The following is a 16,691-nucleotide window of genomic DNA, read 5'->3' on the forward strand; positions in this document are numbered from 1 at the left end:
CGGATTTAAGCTATTTACTCTAATTTAATTTCTTTGGATTAAGTCTGGGTTGGGTAGACTGCATCATAGGGATTTCTATCATTTACTCAAATCAAAGATCTATTCTTGAAAAAATTGACATAATAAGTCTGAAGAAATTATGTACCTGAGAGTTAAGATGTCCTGATAGATAGACAGATCAATTAGATTATATCTGGGTTTTTATTGACATGGCGAAAAGTCCAACGTTAAGGATTGGGGTCAAGTCGGTTTCTGAGCTTTATTAGCCCTTTTCTCTGTCTGGTAGACGGCGCATTTTGCACGGTTGTCGGCCGTACCCCAACGAGCGAAGTCAAAGCGGAGATGAGCTGTCTTGTCTAATTCCCTTTCTTTGTAAATGCCAATAGAGGTCCGGCCACGGAATGAACCAAATCCGCCGCTTACGTGGTCATGGCTGCTCAAAGGGGAGAAAATGCCCACGAAAAATTCTATAACTTACTGATTTTCAGTAGCTAGAGGCATGTTTCATCTTCCCAAAATCAGGCAAAACCCAGCTCGTAATTTTGGGAATGGATCAAATTGAATGAATCGGCAAGATTTTCATTAGAAAAATCATAGGTACCATTGAAATAAAGATGCTTCCAAGCATTAGCAGTAGTCTCTTTAGCGGCCTCTATGAGATGCTCCGGATTGTGAGCCCGTTGAATTTTACGGGTCAGATACAAATAATTCCAGCAGATGATAGAGTTTTTGATTAGCCTTTTACAGGCTTCTGCAATTTGCTGTTCAGGTCTTGTTAAAAAGATCATTTCTCCTCCGTTAGCAAAGAAAACAGCAGAAGAAAGGCGGTTACTCGATTCGATTGCATTTGCACTCTTCCTCCCCTCCTGTCTCATCTCTAGGTCATCAGTGAATCTGAGCACATGGAGGGTCTTAACCATTCTTCCGTATTCCTTGAGGGCAGCATAAAGGGGATGTTGTTTGGAATAAGAATTGAGTCGTTTGAATACCTGGGAAGCTGTACAGTATTTGAGTTTTAGCGATACTAGTACCCGTAATATTTCATTCCAGTTATCCCGAATAAGCTTTTCATTAATATAGGCCTTAGGTAAAAGAGGATACCCCTTTTGGGCGTATTGTGCTATTTTTTGCTCTTTGAAGGTATATAGGGTCTGGTCATATAGCTTGGCAATATTGGGAGAGAAGCCAAATCCTAATAGATCCATCACGCCAAAAAGTGCCTCTGTAAAGCCATGGGTATCTGTAACATGAATTGTTGACTTGATGGCATCATTATGCAGCAAACCGTCCAGTACATAGGTAGCTTCCCGAATAGTGGCATCGATAATAACAGAATAAAAAGGGATATAGCGCTCATCTACAAAGGAATAAGCAGAGACTCCTTTTCCTTTATTAAAATACTTGGTGGAATAGGTGGCATAAATGGTGTCTTCGGAAATGACTTTAATTTTCTGTCCGTCAGAAGAGGTTCTCAGTTTCCCCTTTTCTTTTACATGCAGATTGGCCAGAGGAAGCTTTGCGGTGAAGTTGCTAATGGCTGTATTAGCCTGATTGAGGTTTTTGAGATTGAAGTACCAATTAGCGGTATTTTCTAATTGAGCGGCTGAAAGAGGTAAGGCTGCTTTTGCCATGGCTTGTATACCCAGGTTACATCCAAAGGCAGTAATACCCGCAAAGAACACACTTTTATCAGGTCTTTGCTTTCGATACATAGGCTGGAGGTGTCTGAATTTACTGAGGAAGTTTGTGAGCTGATCAACCGTGGCCAAGACTTCACTCAGGGGGACAAAAGCTTGTGAGGGGAATAGAGATGTATCGCTAGTTTCCTCCTTTTCAGATTTGGGTGTTCTAATATGGTAATTTCCTCGTTTGCTCTTTCGAAAATGACTATTTCCCCCCTTTAGAATGCGCGTATTGGTGCGGGTAAAATGATGAGCAATCATTTTCTTATAGTCGTTAAATCTGTTTTCAACATCCTTTAAATGGGATAAATTGGCCTTTTCTAGCAGTTTATCTTCATCCTTATCCCATATATCTTGAGGGATTAGATAATCATCAACTGCTTTGTATTTGTAGGAATACTTTAGATTAAGGCTTCCTCGATTGATAGCCTCAATCGTTTCCTGGAAGAGTAGCATTTTGTAGAGGGATACCTTAAACCTGCCCTCTTTATTCAAAAGAGCCTTTTTATCTTCAGAGCTTAAAAACTCCGTAGGAGCTGATTTACTTATCACCCCATCTTTATCCCTGAAATATTTGATAGCTGCGAGTAGATCCTTATCAGAATTCTTATCATTAAAACTCAGATTTTTGATAATGGGTGAGGCTCGTTGTTGCAAAGCCTGGGACTGCTCTGCCAAATATTCATAATAGGGATCATCATAACCCCGAGTTTGGTTTTGAGTAATCTGCTCGAGCTCATCGTGATCCTCCATTTGGTCTTGAGGTAATAAGGCTTGTAAACGTTTTTCCTTTTCTTTGGGAGATATCTCCAACCACGCTAAATCTCTTATCTGAATCAGCAGATTAGACTTACTATGAGCAATTGTGGCGAGTTTCACAAAAGCCTTTCGCTGCTGTTTTCTTTCTTGAAAGAGCCGGTCTTTTTCTTTTCTGGAGGCTTTGTTAAGGGCCGATTTGCAAACCATTAAGAGGGTTCTTCCCATCCAATCCTCAAAAATGCTTCTTTGATACATGCAAAAAGCTGCTAGATATAGATACCTCTCTATAGGGTCTCGCCGATTAATGTTTGAGGATTTGGAACAGGAAACAAACTCACCTAAATAACGAATGGCATTGTCTGTAAAACTCATCGCTTCCATCAGGGGCTTAATCGAATCGAAAACGGTTTGTATAATTTGTAGTTTCTCAAGGTTTTTCTTGATTTGCTTTGGAGTATCTGAGGGACTGAGGCTATGAAGAGATGTAAGCAAATACACCTCCTTTCCTTCTTCTCCCTGTTTTTTAAGTAGCTTATCGAGCTGCTCTTTGTGCTTGGGCTGGAGGAGTTTGTCAAATTTCTCTCTGGTCTTCTTATTGCGATCTCTGATGGCACGAGTGAGAATAGTTTGAAAGCTGTGGTAACTGGGACGTTCTATCCGTCTGAATTCCAACCATTCTAGCATGAACTCAAAAATAAGAGCATGATCTTCCCAGGAATAAATCTGAGCTTCAACGGCTTGGGATAATAGCTTGCCATGGGTAGAGGTCTCAAAAGGCTTGAAAGCAAAGTATTCCAGAATCATGGCCTTATGACGAGTATAGGTACTCTTTCGATAACTCTTTGCATCAAAGCCAAAGGACATCAGCCCCAAACGTTTGCAAAGAAAGCTTATATCTTTTTCCCGGAACTGATCTGGAGAATAGAACCGTTTTTGAGCTAGAAAATACCCAAACATCAGTTGGAAGCCCCCTTGGTTGCTAGATGAAGGGAAAGAATTGACTTTTGCTCCAATAGAAGCAGGCATAGTCAGAAAATACTTACGCTGTTGGGCAGAGAAAACAGGAGGCTCTTCATAGTCTTTGATCTTCTTTTTAGGAAGAATATTGATTAGCGGCATAAGGAGGCAGATTGTATGGATTGAACAAGAGGAGAAAGGGTTAGAAGTGTATCAAAAAAAGTCCTCCCAATTTTATGGGCATTTCACCTTGGTCAAATCCCAGAAGAAGAGCGATTAGCAAGATTGAGACTTGTATCAAAGTATATGATCATTTATTTAGATACTTAGTTCTCGGCTTTCAGATGCATGGCTACACCTTAAGATAAAAGGCTAGGGAACCTATAAAATGCCTAAATTTACAACTGGTTATCCGCTACTTTGTAGCGTGTCCATAGATGTTTAATTGCAAGATTCGTTTGCGCTCAACCTGCCCTTACTAACTAAACGTTCTTAATAATAAGAAGAAAAGATGATGAAATACGCACAGACTTACACGCTGTTCTTAATGTTTGTTTCTCACACTTTGTGTCAAGGTCAAAATCCAACAGATCTACTCAAGGATACTATCCATTCCATACCTACAGAGATCATCACCTCCCATGGGCCAAGCACAATGGTTCGTAACATCACTCAAGATAGAAAAGGTAACATTTGGCTTGCATCAAACGAAGGTATTATTCGGTACGATGGAAAGTCGTTTACCAATATCACAAGTAAACTTAGTTCAGACCGCTTCTTTTCTGTTTTAGAAGATAGAAAAGGAAATTTTTGGTTCGGTACTCGTGGCTCAGGTGTTTATTATTACGATGGGAAATCCTTTCAACATTTTACAACAGAAGAGGGTCTTGTCAGTGATCTGATTTTTACTAGTTATGAAGATAAAGCTGGCAATATTTGGTTCGGTGCTGATGGAGGAGTAAGCCGATACGATGGAAAATCTTTTCGAAATTTTACAACTAAAGAGGGACTTCCGCATAATGGTGTTAATGCTATTATTGAAGACAACACAGGAAAATTTTGGTTTGGCACAAGGGGCAATGCCTTCATTTATGACGGGAAAACCTTTACCGTTTTCAGAGATAAAGATGGTAAAGCCTTTAACAACGTATGGTCGATAATTGAAGATAAAAAAGGCAATATTTGGCTTGGTGCAGTTGGTGGCCTTTGGCGCTATGATGGTAATTCATTTACCAAGTTCACCGAGAATACTGTTCTTTATGTCTCCGAAGATAAAAAAGGCAACATTTGGACTAGTAGTCTTAATGACAGGAGAATATTTGTATTATCCTGTTATGATGAAAAGTCATTATCTAATAAAAAACCAACTGTAACTGAAATAACACAATCAGTACATCTTTGGGCGATTTTTGAAGCTAATGATGGAAGTATTTGGTTTGGCGCATTTGATGGAGTGTATCGTTATGATGGAAATACCATTACCGATTTTAAAAATAAAGAGGCTCAGGAATGATGGGTATGCGGGGACGTTATCTTAGAAACTTGTTGAATTCGTGCAAGCCATACAGCAACTATCTAGGCTAAATTTAGGTGATTTGAAGGTCTAACTCAAAGCATTCGAGAAAATCGGCAAGAAGGGGCTTATTCAATTCAAGAAATTTCGTGGGCAATATCATCCGTTTGAGCAGGTAAGACCATTAAATCCCCATAGACTAACGCCATAGGCCACTTTGTTCAACTTGATTTACAACTGACATCCGGCTACACCATACGACTGTTGTAAATCATAATCTTGTAGCCAAAGCCAATTAGAAAAAACACAGGCTAAAATGTTTTTTACCAAATGACAAATCCTAAAAAGACAATTTGAATTACATTGGACGAATGGAACAATTGATAGAATACATTTTGCAGTTTGGTGATATAAACCAACAACAAATAAATTTAATCTCAAAAAAAGCAACCGAATTACAACTTCAGAAGGGTGATTACTTTTCAGAAGCAGGAAAAATTCCAAAACGAGTTGGTTTCATTTTGGAAGGTGTACGGCTCTGTTGCAAAGTTGAGGTTTTGTATATTTAGTGTTAGATCACTTATAACAATCCAGACTCATGAACGCCTTCAAATACCGTCATTTCCAAAGAGAAATCATTTTACAATGTGTTCGCTGGTATTGTAAGTACGGAATCAGCTATCGAGACCTGGAGGAAATGATGGAAGAGCGCGGGGTTAAAGTCGATCACACCACCATTTATAGATGGGTTCAGCGATATGCACCTGAATTAGAAAAGCAAATGCGTTGGTATAAGAAATTTTCTCAAGGAGCCTCGTGGAGAGTAGATGAGACCTATATAAAAGTAAAAGGAATATGGAAATATCTGTACAGAGCGGTTGACAAACGGGGAAGAACCATCGACTTTTATCTTTCTCACACTCGGAATACAAAAGCTGCAAAACGCTTTCTACAGAAAGCAATCAAGGGTTTAAAGGACTGGCAACAACCTTATGTGATTAATACGGATCAAAATCCTAGCTATGGAGCAGCCATAAAAATGTTGAAAGAAGAAAACCGCCTGGCAGAATTTAGTGAGCAACGAAAAGTCAAATATTTAAACAATATTATTGAGGCCGACCATGGGAAACTCAAGCGCCTGATTAAACCAACGTTAGGATTCAAATCCATGAAAACAGCCTATGCTACAATCAAGGGATTTGAGACCATGCGTATGTTCAAAAAGGGTCAGTTTGATCTGTTTATGTATGGAGCGAAAAGCAAGCTCATGGGGGAAATCCGCCTAGTCGACAGGCAGTTCGATTACTTCTAAAAAATGACCACGGGATAACAATCCTTTGATTAATCTTGGTATTTGCAACAGAGCCCCCTTGACATAAGCAGCGTATTTAAACTTTCCGTGATGGTAGAGTTTCTCCGCCAGGTGGTTGGCCACATCCCAGGGCAGTTTTTTAGCTACTTCTTTACCAGTTCCGGATTTTTGGGTTTTTGCCAAGGTCGATGATGTTTTTGAAACTTTTGTATAAGTTATTGAACCTTTTTGATTTAGCCAAAGAAAAAGGTTATTTCTGGCCAAAAAAAGGTTCACAAAGTGTACTTTGTGAACTTTAAACGATCGGAGATTTGCGCAGAACAACTTCTTGGTATAGCTCTTCTTATGCGCAAATGTCAGCGCCTTCCAAAGAAGGAAGTTTCCCATCCCTGCATGCTGTGCGCCAAGTGGCAACCACTCCAGAGACAGAAAAAGCTGGCGGCCTACAAGTAAGTCTATTTCAGTTCTTTACGAACTGGCTTGGGGATTCGTTTTTGAAATGACAAAATTTAGTTGGTGCGGTAAATTACGTCCGTTTATTGAGGAAACACCTAATACCCCATTCGTAAATGGCTGATCATAATACCGCTTACCCGTTGCCTGTTATAAGGCATTCCCTAAGGCCCCAAAAACAGGTGGAAATGAAGGATCACCTAAACCTGTTGGATCAATTTCGTTCTACACGAAGTGAACTTCAATTTTCTTTGGAGCCTCTCCCATACGAATCATGCGATATTGATGAAAGTTATTTTTCCCGGCACCCCTTCATTAAAGGTCAATTCACCAAAAAGGGCATTGCCAATCCCATCTACAATGGCTCCTCCTGACAAATTCGACGCAGCATCGGGATTTACAACTATGCCAAAATCAACCGCACAGCAGACGTTTTGTATCACAGGTTTACCCTCTTTAATAACCAAATCAACCACTTGCGCTGCATAGGAATTATGACAGAAGTAAGCAGAAACACCCCGATGAACACCGGACGCCTGATTATTCCCCCATCCTGATTTTTCTTTCAGCAATTTGAGAACACCCGTATAGCGCGTAGCTTCATAAGCATTCCTTTCTCCAACAGGGTTTTTGCCAGCACGTTCAAGGAATTCCAGTCGAAATTCGATGGGGTCTTGTCTTTACCCGCCATTTCTGGAACTTCATCCCCAAAAGACTATTCGGCTGCTGCGCTAAAGTTAGACTTGGGCACCTGAAAGGAGCCAATGTATTTTTCATCTACTAGCCCTTGATCAAATTTCTCTTTTCTTGGAGGAAAGGTTGCTGATAATGTCGCTCACCAGTTGCCTTATACATCGCATTTGCTACAGCACCAAAGATGGGTGGAAACGGTGGCTCGCCGAGTCCTGTTGGATCAATTTCGTTCTGTACAAAATGTACCTCTATATCTTTAGGAGCTTCGTTCATCCGTATCATGCGATACTGGTGGAAATTATTCTTTTGAGGAACTCCTTTGATAAAGGTCATTTCTCCAAAAAAAGCATTTCCTATACCATCTGTAATGCCTCCTTCTGCCATATTGGTGGCAGCATCTGGATTCACCACGATCCCACAATCAATGGCACAGGTAACCTTCTGCACAATGGGTTTTCCGTCTTCCATTTTTAAATCCAGCACATGTGCTGCGTAGGAATTATGGCAGAAATAGGCAGAAACTCCTCTATGAAGATTTGCATCATTTTTACCCCAGGCAGACTTATCTCTGACCAATGTTAATACTCCTGCGTAGCGTTCCGGGTCGTAGTCATTTCTTTCGCCGACTGGGTTTTCTTTCGCACGTTTCAACAATTCCAGGCGAAATGCTATAGGATCTTTTCCCATTACATCTGCAATTTCATCCAAAAACGATTGTTCTGCTCCTGCCATAAAATTCGAGCGTGGAGCCCTAAAGGCACCTGTGGTGATATTTGATTCTATGGAAAATTCTTCTGCAAGATAATTATCAATAGACCCTGCGGGGAAACGATTGGCGAATAAGGGACTTTCAGGAACACCTCCTGCTTTTATATGCAAGGCAAGCAATTGCTGATTTTCATCAAAAGCAGCTCTATAAGTTGCCTGATAAGTCGGACGATAAATGCCATTTGTCATATCATCCTCGCGAGTGTACATCAGCTTAACGGGTGCTTTCACCAGTTGAGAAATAACGGCAGCCTCTACCAGGTGAGCTGAATATGCACGACGGCCAAAACCACCTCCCATTCGGGTCATTTCAATTTCGATATTTTCTTCAGCTATGCCGAGTCGGTCAGCCAGTGCAGGCTCGATAAGTCCCGGGCCTTGCAATGGACCGGCCACATGGGCACGATCTTCTTTCACATCTGCAAAGAAATTCATGGGTTCCATGCAATTGTGGGCAAGATAAGGGGCAGAATAGGTCCGTTCGATAACCTTAGCAGCCTTTTTAAAAGCCTCTTCCGGCTTGCCATCTTTGCGTACTACCCTGCCAGGTTTTGCCATTAAGGCTTCCATTTGTGAATAGTGTTCGACAGTGTTTTCCAGTCCGCCAGGTATATGCACCTCTCTGTCTCTCCCAAAAGCGCTCATGGTTATTGTAGAATCAGTCGTGGGTTTCCAGTTTACCTGTAAGGCTTTTTTCGCATTCATTACCTCCCAGGTCGAATTTCCGACTATGGCGATCAATTCGGGAAAAGCATTGGTATCAAATCCGCCTCTTTTGAAATCCTCATTATAGGTAGTAAAGGAAAAGACCTCTTTTATACCCGACATGGCCTTGACCTCCTCCGCATTCGCTATGGACTTCAGGGTCATCCCAAATGCAGGTGGATGCTCTATCATGGCTATCAGCATGCCTTCTTTCTGATAATCTACGCCAAACAAAGGCTTGCCTGTAACGATTTTCTTACCGACTACATTCTTTTTAGAATGGCCTATGATTTTAAAGTCTTTTGGGTCCTTCAATGGCAATTCTTCTGGCACAGGGATTTGGGCAGCTCCTGCAGCCATTTCTCCATATCCTGCTGATTTCCCACTTGCTTTATGATGCAAAACACCATCTATTGTAGTTATTTCAGCCGATGGAACCTGCCAGGCCTTTGCCGCCGCTTCTTTTAGCATGTATTTGGCACTTGCCCCTGCCATGCGTAGCGGTTTCCATTTGGACATAATGCCTCGACTACCTCCTGTAAACTGGCCAAAGGGCGCACGCGGATATTTTTCCGGACTATAAGGCGCTTGTTCTACCAGGACATTTTTCCAATCCACATCCAATTCTTCCGCCACGATCATAGGCATGGAGGTGATCACATTTTGCCCAAATTCAGGATTGGGGGAGAAAATGGTAACAACCCCATTGTCCCCGATTTTCAAATAACTGTTGAAGTCAAACCATTCTTTGGGCATTTCCAAAGTTTCTTCAGCTGGAGAAACACAAGCAGCCAGATAACTAAAACTGATCATCAGTCCTCCTCCTGCCAAGGCAGAGGTTTTTAAAAAGGATCGTCGGTTATGGGAAGTTCTTATAAGAGACATGTTATTTTTTGCTTTGGGAAAGTAATGTTTGTAAGAGATCATCAACCTATCATTTAAGAATTAGCAGCCGTTTTGATTGCGGCTTTGATTCTCAAATAGGTTCCACACCGGCAGATATTGCCGCTCATGCTAGCATCAATTTCCGCATCGCTGGGATTGGGATTGTCTTTCAATAAGGATGCTGCACTCATGATCTGTCCTGCCTGGCAGTATCCGCATTGAGGAACATCATGTTCCAGCCAGGCTTTTTGGAGGGGATGATCTCCATTTTCAGATAATCCTTCTATGGTGGTGATTGCCTTATCGCTTACTGCCGAAATGGGCATCTGACAAGAGCGTATCGCTGCCCCGTCAAGATGAATCGTGCAAGCACCACATTGAGCTATACCACAACCGTATTTGGTGCCTACCAGGTTGAGGTGATCTCTTAGCACCCAGAGCATGGGGGTTGCAGGATCTGCATCTACTTCCTGGGTTTTGCCGTTTATATTTAGGTTGAATATTGCCATGATGAAGATTATTGGAATTGATAAAGTCTTGGTTCGCTTGTAAAAGATACTAATTATCGAGGGAGTCTGCTAATGTTCAATCTTATGAGTATCTCGCACACTGCTAAAGGTCAGGTCCAGTAATTTCCAATCATCCCCTTGTTTTTGATAGATTTCGGTAACGGTAAATTCGTTAGAAACATCATTTCCTCTCACGTGTGCCATTAAGGTGATGCGATTCCAGAGGACAGCGGTGTTGCCAAAAATTTCTACCGCTACATCGTGGACATCGGCTTTTTTGTACCAGATACTGCCTGATTCAATGATTTCCAGTTCCCTGTCCTTTTTCCAGGATCCGCTCATGTGGACAAATTTTGATCTGTCGTCAAAGAGTTCGGCGAGTTTATCCACATCTTTGTCAGCCATCCATTGCCATTTGGCTTTGCAGAGATCTTTGATTTCCTGTTCCAGGCTAGCATCTTGCGCAAAGGAAAATTGTGCACTGATTAAAACTAAAAACAGTCCGATAATTGATATTTTCATAAAAGGTATTATTTCAGGTTATATCCATCCCATTTATTCTGTTGTAAATTGATCTATGAAAATATAAATCACTCCCATCTTTAGACCTACCCGAATTACGGGTATGCTTACCATTTTTACGGATTGCTAACTTATTATATAAGTTCGATGATATTATATTACTATTTTCGATCAATGAAATTCGATATGAAAGAAATAAAGGATTTGGAAACGATCAATGATTATTGCGCAGGCCTTAATCTAACTGTATTGCATCCACTAGTTGCTGTCTTGGATCTCTCCGAGGGCAGCCTCAGTATCCAAGAAAAAATCGAAGCAGTCCGATATCATTTTTATGCAGTATTTCTAAAGCAGGAGAAGAATTGTATTTTGAAATATGGCCGTCAGAATTACGATTTTCAGGATGGAACCCTGGTATTTATTGGCCCTGAGCAAGTCGTAAATATAACACAGATCGGTTCAGATTTTAAGCCCTCTGGACATGCCCTATTATTTCATCCGGACCTGCTTCTGGGCTCGAATCTGGGAAAAAACATAGAGAATTACTCATTTTTCTCCTATGGATTGCGCGAGGCGCTTCACCTCTCCCAACGCGAGAGGCAAATTGTATTGGACTGCCTTGACAAAATTCATTATGAGTTATCTCAGGGTATAGACAAACACAGCAAGCAGCTTATTTTGTCCAACATCGAACTCTTCCTAAATTATTGCACCCGTTTTTACGACCGTCAATTTATCACTCGTGATACAGTAAACCTGGGGGTCGTTGCGAAGTTCGAATCTTCCTTGCAGGCCTACTTTAAAACAGAAAAAACCATAGAATTGGGAATGCCAACGGTAAGTTACTTTGCTGAAGAACAACATCTGTCTTCGAACTATTTTGGCGATTTGGTTAAAAAGGAAACGGGAAAAAGTGCCCTTGAACACATCCATGCAAAAATTATTGACCTGGCAAAGCAAAAGGTTTTCGATTCTCATAAATCCATTAGCGAAATAGCCTATGAACTCGGATTTAAGTATCCGCAGCATTTTACAAGGCTATTTAAACAACGGGTTGGGCAAACACCCAATGTATACAGAACCTTGAATTGATATTAAGCTAAAGCGCGTACAATGATTTTTTTTCAATCCACTCACCTACTCCCTGGCATCTGGATATCACGTTCCATGTTCTTAGCTCGCATCCTCCAAATACTTCACAAAAAATGATTCTTTAAAGGTTCTGCCGATAGGCAATATACCCTCTCCAACATACACCTGATTTCCAGAAACTTTATCAATATGCTGAACATTGACCAGATAGGATTTGTGAATCTGAGAAAACCATTTGGCATCTAATTTCTCCAGCCAATACCTTAAAGGATGTGAAACGAGATATTTCTTTTCCTTCGTAAAAATCCGGGTATAATCGCCATCGGCTTTGATAAGCTGTATAGAGCTAATAGCTAATTTTTGATATTCAGAACCTGTTTTCACAAATATGAAATTTTCTCGCTTTTCTGCCCCTTCTTCGGGAGCAGAGACCTGCTGAGAAGGGGTTTTATCAGCTGTATAAATTACCTTCGATACAGCTTGAACGAAGCGCTCAAAAGAAAAAGGTTTAAGCAGATAATCTACCACATCTAGTTCATAGCTTTGAATTGCATAATCCGAGAATGCAGTAGTAAGGATAATTTTAGGCCTTGGCGAGACAATTTTCAAAAAATCAATACCGGATATTTTGGGCAAATGAATATCGAGAAATATTAACTCAACGGAATGGTTTTTCAGGAACTCTAGTGCGCTGAGGGCATCTGCAAAAGTGCCAATGAGCTCTAGATGGCCCATATCCTCAATGTACCTCTTTAAGACTTTTTGTGCCAGGGGCTGGTCTTCTATAATGATACAAGAGAGCATTTATTGTATTTCTTTAAGTCTTAATTCAAGATACACTTGGAAAACATTTTCATCGCTGCTTATTTTCAAAATATGTGCGTCAGGATACAGCAATTCCAATCTCGATTTCACGTTTTCCAATCCTATACCCTTAGATAGTTTTTCGGTGTTAGTATTTGGTGAAAAAGTGTTATTGCATTGCATGATTAGCTTTCCATCCATGATGTTCAAGTCTATCTGAATAAAAATTCCATCTGACAGGCTCGAAGTGCTATGCTTAAAGCAATTTTCTGCAAAAACGATCAATAATAAGGGAGCAATTACCTGTGATCCTGCCTTCCCTGTAACCGAAAATTCAATGTTTCCTCTATCGCCTATCTGTAAGGTTTGGAGCCGCACAAAATCGTCCAGACATTTTATTTCCTTATCAACGGCTACAAAATCTTCCTGGCTATCATAGAGCATATAGCGTAGCAAGGAGGATAATTCCAAAATAATGCCTGAAGTTTTAGGAGAATTTTCTAAGGAAAGGGAATATAAATTATTGAGGTTATTAAATAAAAAGTGAGGATTAATCTGTGATTTTAAAAACTGCAAACGACTTTCTGCCACAATGGTATTAAGTTTTTCCAATTCACTTTGCTTTCTCTGGGCATCCCAGCCAAATTTAAATCCTACCAGGATTAAAATGATGGGCAGGACTTCAAATAGTGTCGGCAAAACCCCTGGAAAGAAACTACCTCTGGAGTCGGGATAGAATATTTTTTCAAGTACAAATTCCTCTATGATTACCACTACAATTAAAATAGCAATAACTCCAAGAGCAAAATATCTATATTCCTTTTTATAAAAAAATCGGGGAAGGAGAATGTAACCAATTGCCAATGCAGCAAGAACATAATTGAAAAAGAAAAGAGAATCAGAAAGGTTGATCTCCGGATTTTTTTTATTAAAAACAACGCTCACATAGAGGATCCCAATCAGTATGACCTGAAAGAGTGCCTCTTTAGAAATGCTATGAAGAAACTTCTGCATCATAGATTTTGCCTGTTTTAGTTTTCAAATCTAAGGGCTTTGACTATTTATAATGAATAGATTCGTTCAACTACTCTTTTTCCGGGTCAAACAACCGCTTTCGAAAGTTAAGAGGAAATTATACAGTTCCCCTAATAAAATGGGCGTTCAACGAATTTTTTAGGTGATGTTAATAAGCTGAGATAAGTTTGATTTCGAGGGTTGATAGTAGATTTTCAACCTCAAAATCTTCATGAAATTTTAAATCAGATTTCAGTAAAAAAGTGTATCTCAAACATTGCCAAAAATGAAAAATGTGTTTCTAATCATCACAAATCTCTTTCTATGCCTTAGCACCTATGCCCAATTACCGGGCACAGCGTCTGCTACACCTACAGGAAATTCTATAAAAGGAAAAGGGAAAATTATGGGTGCTGTTCTGGAAGCAGAAGAAGGCATCACTTTGGAATTTGCGACACTTACGCTTTTTCACCAACAAAGTGAAAAACTAATTGATGGAACGATTACAGACAATAAGGGGAAATTTAGCTTGGCAGGATTGGCAGATGGAACTTACAAACTAGAAATATCCCACCTGAGCTATGAGAAAAAGATAATTTCAGAGCTGCTTATTGAAAAAGGAAATACCCTGGATCTGGGAGATATTACCCTTAATGGGGCCGCCTTAACCTTGGATGAAGTAACCATCTCAGGCCAAACTTCCTTGATTGAGGAAAAAGTAGATAGATTGGTCTATAATGCAGAAAAAGACATACTTGCCAAAGGCGGAGACGCTACTGATGTCATGCGGAAGGTTCCCTTGTTGCAGGTAGATCTGGAGGGAAATCTTTCCCTCAGAGGAAGTTCAAATATTCGGGTGCTCATTAATAACAAGCCTTCAACCATTATGGCGGCCAGCGTTGCAGATGCATTGAAAATGATTCCCGCTGATATGATCAAGAAAGTAGAAGTTATTACTTCTCCCTCTGCAAAATACGATGCAGAAGGGTCAGCCGGGATTATCAATATCATCACCAAGAAAAACAACCTGGAGGGATATTATTTAAATCTCAACACAGGCATAGGCCTAAGAGGATCTAACCTCGGCTTAAATGGAAGCTATCGAAAAGGGAAATTTGGCCTTAGCCTTGGAGGCCATGGTCGGGCTTTTTATAACAAAGCTGAGACTGAAATGACACAAATGACTACTTTCAATGGGATAAGAAATCTAAGCCATCAACAGGCTGATGCTACTGATAATGGTATTTTTGGTCGATACAGCCTGGGTTTTGACTATGATATAGATAAAACCCAGTTTATATCAGGAAATGTGCGATATGGAATACGGAGGTTTTCAAGAGATCAACTTCAAAGTACAGAAGTATTTGTCAATGAGGTATTGCAAAATTCAAGCTTAAGGGACATTAGCAGTACCCGATATTCTGGTTCTGTAGATGTCAACCTGGATTATCTCAAGGTTTTTAAACCCCAACAAGAATGGAGCATTTCGACCTTATATAGTCGAGATGATATGAATAATAACTTCGTTTCTGACAACCTGAGTGATAACAACGAGGTTTTGAATAGTCTAAAAAACCGGGACAATAGCTTAAACCAGGAAGTTACCGTCCAAACAGATTTTATTACCCCAATAGGAGATAAACAAATCTTTGAGGTAGGAGCAAAGGGAATTTTCCGCATGGTAAATAGTGATTATTCCTACCTGGTTGCTACAGCTTCTGAAGACTTTAGCCTGGACATAAGCCGTCCTGCTGGTACCCTTGACTATGGACAAAATGTCACAGCTGCCTATACTTCCTATACCCTTTCAGTAGCAGGTGATTATACTTTCAAAGGAGGTGTGCGATGGGAAAGAACCTATATAGATGCTACACAGGACGAGTCAGAAATCGAAATCCCTGATTACAGCAATATTGTTCCAAGCTTGAATATTTCTAAAAAATTGGGACCAAAGACTACCCTGAAATTAGGCTATAACCGCCGGATTCAAAGGCCATGGTTACGTCAACTAAACCCCAATGTAGATGTACAAAACAGTCAAGATATACAGGTGGGAAATCCTAAGCTCACACCTGAATTGACCGATAACATTGAGTTGGGCGTAAGTACCAATTTGAAGAAAACCTATTTGAATGTGTCAGTTTTTGGTAGGCTAACTGAAAACGCCATTAACCGGGTGCGGTATCCGCTCGATTCCATCAGCGGTGCTATCTTGACTACTTATGAGAACATTGGAAAAGAAAAGGCTTTGGGAACTAATGTTTTTGCAAATGTCTACCTGACACCTACCTGGACCATTAATGGAGGATTTGACATATATTATGCAACAATTGAAGGACAGGTGCAGAGCATAAATGGTACAAGCGAAACAGCCAAAAATTCTGGCTACAACTTTGGGGGTAGACTCATGTCCCAGGTCTCGTTCAATAGTGGATGGAGTATTCAGGCTTTTAGTTTTATGCGTGGAAGGCGAGTAGAGTTGCAAGGTAGCCGCGGAGGTTTTGGGATGTATGGCCTGGGAATGAATAAAGACTTTAACAACAAAAAAGGCAGTTTGGGGATAGCCGCGGAGAACTTCGCAGGCAAAGGTTGGAATGTAAGATCAGAATTGAATTCCCCTATCTTTAGCCAGAGCAATAGTATGCTTTTGTTTAACAGAAATATAAAAGTCAATTTCACTTATAAGTTTGGAACCCTAGAAATGAAAGATGCACGGCGAAAGACAAGATCTGTTCGAAATGATGACCTTATGCAGGGAGGCAACGATTCTATGGGTGGGGGAAATTCTGGAGCCAGTGTAGGACGGCAAGGCCAGGGAAGAAGGGCTGGAAAAGTTGTTAAAAAGGCTGCGAAAGATAAAAAGAAAGCGCTTAAAAAAAGAGTCAAAAAACAAGAGAAAGAGCATAGATAAGGGAAACATATAAAAACTAAAGCGGCTATCGTGGCGGAATTTTTTTGACCAGTAGGAGAAAAAATATCCGCCAACTTTTGTCAACTTAGCAGGAATGACAGGGTAGTTTTTT

Annotated in this window: 11 protein-coding genes and 2 pseudogenes; 5 read left to right on the plus strand and 8 right to left on the minus strand. The window is 40.4% G+C overall.

Annotation, left to right across the window (positions count from 1 at the left end; all coding sequences use genetic code 11):
- Positions 1 to 518: 518 nt before the first annotated feature.
- Positions 519 to 3,560, minus strand: a complete 3,042-nt coding sequence (locus tag R8P61_32785) for a Tn3 family transposase (GenBank protein ID MDW3651898.1) — start codon at positions 3,558 to 3,560, stop codon at positions 519 to 521.
- A 349-nt stretch (positions 3,561 to 3,909) separates the two neighbouring features.
- Between R8P61_32785 and R8P61_32790 the strand changes: the two genes are divergently transcribed.
- From R8P61_32790 to R8P61_32800, 3 genes and pseudogenes are all read left to right on the plus strand, one after another.
- Positions 3,910 to 4,911 (plus strand): two-component regulator propeller domain-containing protein, encoded by a 1,002-nt coding sequence (locus R8P61_32790; protein ID MDW3651899.1) that lies wholly within the window; start codon positions 3,910 to 3,912, stop codon positions 4,909 to 4,911.
- A 371-nt stretch (positions 4,912 to 5,282) separates the two neighbouring features.
- Positions 5,283 to 5,444 (plus strand): annotated as a pseudogene (locus R8P61_32795) (Crp/Fnr family transcriptional regulator).
- A 65-nt stretch (positions 5,445 to 5,509) separates the two neighbouring features.
- The gene (locus tag R8P61_32800) at positions 5,510 to 6,223 is read left to right on the plus strand and encodes an IS6 family transposase (protein MDW3651900.1); all 714 of its coding nucleotides are present in this window, start codon (positions 5,510 to 5,512) and stop codon (positions 6,221 to 6,223) included.
- On the opposite strand, the gene R8P61_32805 is transcribed toward R8P61_32800, so the two are convergent.
- The 5 genes and pseudogenes from R8P61_32805 to R8P61_32825 all read right to left on the minus strand — a co-directional run bounded on the left by R8P61_32805 (position 6,194) and on the right by R8P61_32825 (position 10,758).
- Complete coding sequence (locus R8P61_32805; protein MDW3651901.1) at positions 6,194 to 6,610, minus strand: hypothetical protein; 417 nt, start codon at positions 6,608 to 6,610, stop codon at positions 6,194 to 6,196. The two genes, R8P61_32800 and R8P61_32805, sit on opposite strands and share 30 nt — an antisense overlap.
- A 216-nt stretch (positions 6,611 to 6,826) precedes the next feature.
- Positions 6,827 to 7,442: pseudogene (locus tag R8P61_32810) on the minus strand (molybdopterin cofactor-binding domain-containing protein).
- Positions 7,443 to 7,456: 14 nt separating this feature from the next.
- Positions 7,457 to 9,727: a molybdopterin cofactor-binding domain-containing protein gene (locus R8P61_32815; GenBank protein ID MDW3651902.1), complete on the minus strand. Its 2,271-nt coding sequence runs from the start codon at positions 9,725 to 9,727 to the stop codon at positions 7,457 to 7,459.
- Between the two features lie 53 nt (positions 9,728 to 9,780).
- A complete protein-coding gene (locus R8P61_32820; GenBank protein MDW3651903.1) occupies positions 9,781 to 10,236 on the minus strand; it encodes a (2Fe-2S)-binding protein in 456 nt (151 codons plus the stop codon).
- Between the two features lie 69 nt (positions 10,237 to 10,305).
- Positions 10,306 to 10,758, minus strand: a complete 453-nt coding sequence (locus tag R8P61_32825; protein MDW3651904.1) for a nuclear transport factor 2 family protein — start codon at positions 10,756 to 10,758, stop codon at positions 10,306 to 10,308.
- A gap of 186 nt (positions 10,759 to 10,944) precedes the next feature.
- On the opposite strand from R8P61_32825, the gene R8P61_32830 reads away from it, so the two are divergent.
- Positions 10,945 to 11,850, plus strand: coding sequence for a helix-turn-helix domain-containing protein (locus R8P61_32830; protein MDW3651905.1), 906 nt, complete (start codon positions 10,945 to 10,947; stop codon positions 11,848 to 11,850).
- A gap of 81 nt (positions 11,851 to 11,931) precedes the next feature.
- Here R8P61_32830 and R8P61_32835 read toward each other — a convergent pair whose 3' ends face one another.
- Both R8P61_32835 and R8P61_32840 read right to left on the minus strand, forming a co-directional pair.
- Entirely contained in the window at positions 11,932 to 12,654 is a 723-nt protein-coding gene (locus tag R8P61_32835; GenBank protein ID MDW3651906.1) for a LytTR family DNA-binding domain-containing protein, read from the minus strand.
- The gene (locus R8P61_32840) at positions 12,655 to 13,671 is read right to left on the minus strand and encodes a histidine kinase (protein MDW3651907.1); all 1,017 of its coding nucleotides are present in this window, start codon (positions 13,669 to 13,671) and stop codon (positions 12,655 to 12,657) included.
- Between the two features lie 283 nt (positions 13,672 to 13,954).
- Between R8P61_32840 and R8P61_32845 the strand changes: the two genes are divergently transcribed.
- On the plus strand, positions 13,955 to 16,579 hold the full coding sequence (locus tag R8P61_32845) for a TonB-dependent receptor (GenBank protein ID MDW3651908.1): 2,625 nt from the start codon (positions 13,955 to 13,957) through the stop codon (positions 16,577 to 16,579).
- Positions 16,580 to 16,691 lie beyond the last annotated feature (112 nt).

The sequence above is a fragment of the Bacteroidia bacterium genome, from assembly GCA_033391075.1.
In the GTDB taxonomy this organism is placed as follows: Bacteria; Bacteroidota; Bacteroidia; order J057; family J057; genus JAWPMV01.

Coding starts and splice junctions, on each gene's coding strand:
- R8P61_32785 (MDW3651898.1), bottom strand. CDS start 3,560: ATGCCGCTAATCAATATTCTTCCTAAAAAGAAGATCAAAGACTATGAA.
- R8P61_32790 (MDW3651899.1), top strand. CDS start 3,910: ATGATGAAATACGCACAGACTTACACGCTGTTCTTAATGTTTGTTTCT.
- R8P61_32800 (MDW3651900.1), top strand. CDS start 5,510: ATGAACGCCTTCAAATACCGTCATTTCCAAAGAGAAATCATTTTACAA.
- R8P61_32805 (MDW3651901.1), bottom strand. CDS start 6,610: ATGGGAAACTTCCTTCTTTGGAAGGCGCTGACATTTGCGCATAAGAAG.
- R8P61_32815 (MDW3651902.1), bottom strand. CDS start 9,727: ATGTCTCTTATAAGAACTTCCCATAACCGACGATCCTTTTTAAAAACC.
- R8P61_32820 (MDW3651903.1), bottom strand. CDS start 10,236: ATGGCAATATTCAACCTAAATATAAACGGCAAAACCCAGGAAGTAGAT.
- R8P61_32825 (MDW3651904.1), bottom strand. CDS start 10,758: ATGAAAATATCAATTATCGGACTGTTTTTAGTTTTAATCAGTGCACAA.
- R8P61_32830 (MDW3651905.1), top strand. CDS start 10,945: ATGAAAGAAATAAAGGATTTGGAAACGATCAATGATTATTGCGCAGGC.
- R8P61_32835 (MDW3651906.1), bottom strand. CDS start 12,654: ATGCTCTCTTGTATCATTATAGAAGACCAGCCCCTGGCACAAAAAGTC.
- R8P61_32840 (MDW3651907.1), bottom strand. CDS start 13,671: ATGATGCAGAAGTTTCTTCATAGCATTTCTAAAGAGGCACTCTTTCAG.
- R8P61_32845 (MDW3651908.1), top strand. CDS start 13,955: ATGAAAAATGTGTTTCTAATCATCACAAATCTCTTTCTATGCCTTAGC.